General features: G+C 62.1%; 7 protein-coding genes. 4 read left to right on the forward strand and 3 right to left on the reverse strand.

Going from position 1 to position 4337, the window contains the following annotated elements:
- Positions 1-87: 87 nt before the first annotated feature.
- Entirely contained in the window at positions 88-447 is a 360-nt protein-coding gene (locus ACEW8J_RS06135) for a GFA family protein (protein WP_373490761.1), read from the reverse strand.
- A 78-nt stretch (positions 448-525) separates the two neighbouring features.
- Complete coding sequence (locus ACEW8J_RS06140) at positions 526-1233, reverse strand: NAD-dependent deacylase (protein WP_373490762.1); 708 nt, start codon at positions 1231-1233, stop codon at positions 526-528.
- 199 nt (positions 1234-1432) lie between these two features.
- Here ACEW8J_RS06140 and dapB point away from each other — a divergent pair, with 199 nt between their 5' ends.
- Positions 1433-2161, forward strand: coding sequence for a 4-hydroxy-tetrahydrodipicolinate reductase (dapB, locus tag ACEW8J_RS06145; RefSeq protein ID WP_373490763.1), 729 nt, complete (start codon positions 1433-1435; stop codon positions 2159-2161).
- 98 nt (positions 2162-2259) lie between these two features.
- Here dapB and ACEW8J_RS06150 read toward each other — a convergent pair whose 3' ends face one another.
- On the reverse strand, positions 2260-2760 hold the full coding sequence (locus tag ACEW8J_RS06150; RefSeq protein ID WP_373490764.1) for a hypothetical protein: 501 nt from the start codon (positions 2758-2760) through the stop codon (positions 2260-2262).
- Positions 2761-2978: 218 nt separating this feature from the next.
- Here ACEW8J_RS06150 and ACEW8J_RS06155 point away from each other — a divergent pair, with 218 nt between their 5' ends.
- The 3 genes from ACEW8J_RS06155 to ACEW8J_RS06165 all read left to right on the forward strand — a co-directional run.
- Positions 2979-3239, forward strand: a complete 261-nt coding sequence (locus ACEW8J_RS06155; RefSeq protein ID WP_373490765.1) for a hypothetical protein — start codon at positions 2979-2981, stop codon at positions 3237-3239.
- 8 nt (positions 3240-3247) lie between these two features.
- On the forward strand, positions 3248-3889 hold the full coding sequence (gene nth / locus ACEW8J_RS06160; protein ID WP_373490766.1) for an endonuclease III: 642 nt from the start codon (positions 3248-3250) through the stop codon (positions 3887-3889).
- A gap of 104 nt (positions 3890-3993) precedes the next feature.
- The coding region (locus ACEW8J_RS06165) for a hypothetical protein (protein ID WP_373490767.1) at positions 3994-4337 on the forward strand (344 nt) is incomplete at its 3' end.

Here is a 4337-nt window from a genome sequence, read left to right on the forward strand (position 1 = left end):
TTGGAACACGCGCCGCGGAAACCAACTTGGCCAGCGTTTACAAACAAACGCACCAACAGGCCGGACATATGAGCGCAAGCGATCCGATCAAATTATCCCTCTCAACCCTTGTAAGAAGGAGGCCGTCCACATATGCCATTCCGCCACATCGAACATCCGCATATTCACCCCCATCCGCTCCGGCGGCGCGGTCAGCGGCGTCCAGTGGGTGTGGGAGCCGCAGCTGCGGCAGTGCCAGAGGGTGATCGTCCGGTCGCCCTGGACATAGGGACTGAGCGCGTCTGGCCCGGCTTCGATGCGGACCGCGCCGGCGGGCCAATAGCCGCCGCGCCAGCCGGTCTTGCGGCACAGCGAACAATTGCAGCGCAGCACTTCGGCTGGCGGCGCATCGACGATGATCCACATCTTCCCGCAATGGCAGCTGCCGTGCAATTCCGATCCCTTCATTTCGGTTCCTTCCTCTGGCTTTCCTCGCTCTTGCACGGGCTCGCGATCTCCCGTCCTTCATGCTGCGCAGACGCCGTTTCAGATATCGCGCAAGACTTCCTCCACCCATGCGGGCACCAGACCCCCCGCCCTGCCCATCCGGCTTTCGTGAAAGTGAAAGCTGCCTTCGGACGGATCAAGATTCATCTCGAGCGTGCGCGCGCCGCGGTAGCGGGCGGTCTGGACAAAGCCCGCCGCCGGATAGACCGCGCCCGATGTGCCGATCGAGACAAACAGGTCGCACTGCGCCAGCGCCCGTTCGATCCGCTCCATCTGATAGGGCATTTCGCCGAACCAGACGATATCGGGGCGCAGATAGCCGTGATGGTCGCAGCGCGGACAGGCGGGGTCCGCCGCCATCCTGCCGTCAAACGGTGAGCGTCCGTCGCACAGGCGGCACCAGGCGCTGTTCAGCTCGCCGTGCATGTGCAGCAGCCGCTCGGACCCCGCCCGGTCGTGCAGGTCATCGACATTCTGTGTCACCAGCAGCAGATCGCCCGGCCATTGTTCGTCAAGTCTGGCAAGCGCCTGATGCGCCGCATTGGGCTCTACCGTCTTGAGCTTGGCGCGGCGCTCGTCATAGAAATTCTGCACCAGCGCGGGGTCGCGGGCGAAGGCTTCGGGGGTGGCGACATCCTCAACCCGGTGCCCCTCCCACAGGCCGTCCGGCCCGCGAAAGGTGGCGACGCCGCTTTCGGCGCTGACGCCAGCGCCGGTGAGGATGACGATATTCTGGATGTCTTTCATCCGCCCTCCATAACCGTTCGCTTCGAGCGAAGTCGAGACACAATCCAACTTCTCCTGTCTCACAGGGAGCGGGTGATCCCATGCCCAGGCGGAGAAGCTTTGCACCCTATCCAAAAAGCGTTAGGGATGAGCCTGTCGAACCACGCCTCTCGCCATGAGGCATATTTCGACAGGCTCAGGACGAACGGGATTAAACAGAATGACAGCCATCGGAATTATCGGCAGCAACGGCCGCATGGGCCAGGCGCTGGTCGCAGCGATCGCGGAAGCGGGGCAGAGCCATGCCGGCGGCGCCGATCAGGGCGATGATATCACGGCGCTGGTTACGGCCAGCGATGTGCTGGTCGATTTCTCCTCGCCAAAGGCGTTGCAGGCGACGCTCGATGCCTGCGTCGCGGCGGGCAAGCCGATCGTGATCGGCACCACCGGGCTCGAACAGAAGCATCACGCCGCCATCGATGCGGCGGCCACCAGCATCCCGATCCTGCAGACCGGCAACACCTCGCTGGGCGTCAACATGCTGGCGGCGCTGGTCGAGCAGGCGGCGAGCAAGCTGGGCGATGACTGGGATATCGAGATCGTCGAAATGCACCACCGGCACAAGGTCGACGCGCCCAGCGGTACCGCGAAATTACTCGGCGAAGCGGCAGCGCGCGGACGCGGCATCGATCTGGCGGCGAATAGCGAGAGCGGCCGAGACGGCATCACCGGCGCGCGGGTCAGGGGCGCGATCGGCTTTGCAGCGCTGCGCGGCGGATCGATGGCCGGCGATCATATGGTGATTCTGGCGAGCGACGAGGAACGGATCGAACTGACCCACCGGGCCGAGAACCGGATGATCTTTGCGCGGGGCGCGGTGAAGGCGGCCGGGTGGCTGGTCGGGCAGTCGGCTGGGCGGTACGATATGGATAGGGTTTTAGGGTTTTAGGCTACGGTCTAGCGATTCCAGCCAAGATTCCTTAGGCCAACTGTCCTCTGTACTTGATGAACAGACTTGAATCCCGACCTGCGCCCGGATGACGGGTCTTACTCCGCGCGACCGCCTTTTATCCCGCTGCCGTCCGTCCCGATATGCACGATGACAGGCCGGGCCGCGGATTCGGGGGCATCGATGACCGCGCCGATATCGATGGGTGCGTGATCGTCCATGTCGCGTTCCGCATAATCAACAGGCTCGTCGTCAAGTTCGACCCCCGTACCAAAATTCTCGTCATTCCAGGCTTGCAGCCTTTCCAGCCGAAGCCGCTCGATCTTGCGCGCGGGTTCGGCAGCTGTCAAAATGCGCGCGCCCTTTTCATATCGTCCGATTGTATCGCTCGCGTCAGCATATTCGGGGGCATATCCGACAGGCCGCGCCTGCCTCTCTTTGGCATGAATAGGGGCCGGCTGATAGGCGTTGCGCCCGAGCGCAAAACGTTCGACCGGATCCGGCGGAGGATGTGCAGAAAGCCGGGCGTACATCGATTGCTCGGTGGCGTGGCCCATTGCCATTCCGGACAGCATGGCCAGTGAAACCGCAATGGTCACGCAGGCAAAGGTCTCCGAGGGTGTCCTTTTTCGATTTCCCATGCACCAGATACGCGCAGCATTCCGATCGGTTCCCGGTGCGATGGGAGCCCGGGCGCTTCGATGGTTTTCAGAAGGGCGAGTCCTGCTGGTAGGAATGACGGGGGCGGTATTCGTCTCGTCCGTCCTGCCCGCTCGTTCCCCTTGCCAAGTGCGCGCACTCACCATAAGCCCACCGGATGGATTTTGATGATCAGTTGCAACGCTATTTCGGCACAACCGATCTGGCCGCGATCAAGCCGGAGGCGATGAGCGCCGGGATCGAACATATGCGGGTGGACTTCGGTCTGGAAAAGGACCGCGGGCGGCGCTTCGCGCTGTGGACAGTGCTCTATATGCTCGGTACCCATCTCGATCTCGACAAGGCGTTCGAGGACGAGGCGGACCGGGACTCGGCGCGGGACTTCATGGATCTGATGGACCGGGTCCAGGACGACTGACCACCGCCATGAAAAAAGCCGATATCTTCGAATTCTACGCGCGCCTTGCTGCCGATAATCCCTCGCCGGAAACCGAACTCAACTATGGCAACAGCTATCAGCTGGTGGTTGCGGTGGCGCTGTCGGCGCAGTCGACCGATATTGGCGTCAACAAGGCGACGCGCCTGCTGTTCGAACAGGTCAGGACGCCGCAGCAGATGGTCGACCTCGGGCTGGACGGGCTGAAGGAGCATATCAAGACGATCGGGCTATACAACAACAAGGCGAAAAATGTGATCGCGCTGTCGGAAATGCTGATCGCCGAATATGACGGCGACGTCCCGGCGGATCGCGATGAACTGACCAGGCTTCCCGGGGTCGGGCGCAAGACCGCCAATGTGGTGATGAACTGTGCCTTTGGCGCCGAGACCTTCGCGGTCGACACGCATATTTTCCGCGTGGGCAACCGCACCGGCCTGGCGCCCGGAAAAACCGTGCTGGCGGTGGAGAAAAAGCTGGAGAAGCAAACCCCTGCCCCGTTCCGCGTCCACGCCCATCACTGGCTGATCCTGCACGGCCGCTATATCTGCAAGGCGCGCAAACCCGAATGCTGGCGCTGCCCGGTCGCCGACCTGTGCCGGTACAAAAAGAAGACCCCGGCGCCCGGCTGAACAGGTCGGCGATAGGGACTATCCCTGATTGCGGGCCATTCAGATTACGGTCAGCAAGACGCAGCTACCGTCGTCCATCGTCCTGCCATTATCGGAGAAAATTCATGCGCATTCTGGCCCCCTTGATGATCAGTGCTGTTCTCGCCACGACCGGTTGCGTCGCCACCGGCGCCGATATGGGCAGCCAGTCTTCCGTCAATGACGAATATGCCGTCAAGACCATCGGCGAACCGAAAAGCTGCATCATGCGCTCCAGCATCCGCTCCACCGACGTGATCGATGACCAGACAATCGATTTCCGGATGAACAATGGCGATGTTTACCGCAACAATCTGCCCCACAGATGCAGCGGCCTCGGCTTCGAGGAAGCCTTTTCCTACGAGACCTCGACCAACCAGCTGTGCAGCGTCGATATCATCAAGGTGCTCGATCAGACCGCCGGCCGGCT

This window comes from Parasphingorhabdus sp. (assembly GCF_041748495.1).
Taxonomy (GTDB): domain Bacteria; phylum Pseudomonadota; class Alphaproteobacteria; order Sphingomonadales; family Sphingomonadaceae; genus Parasphingorhabdus.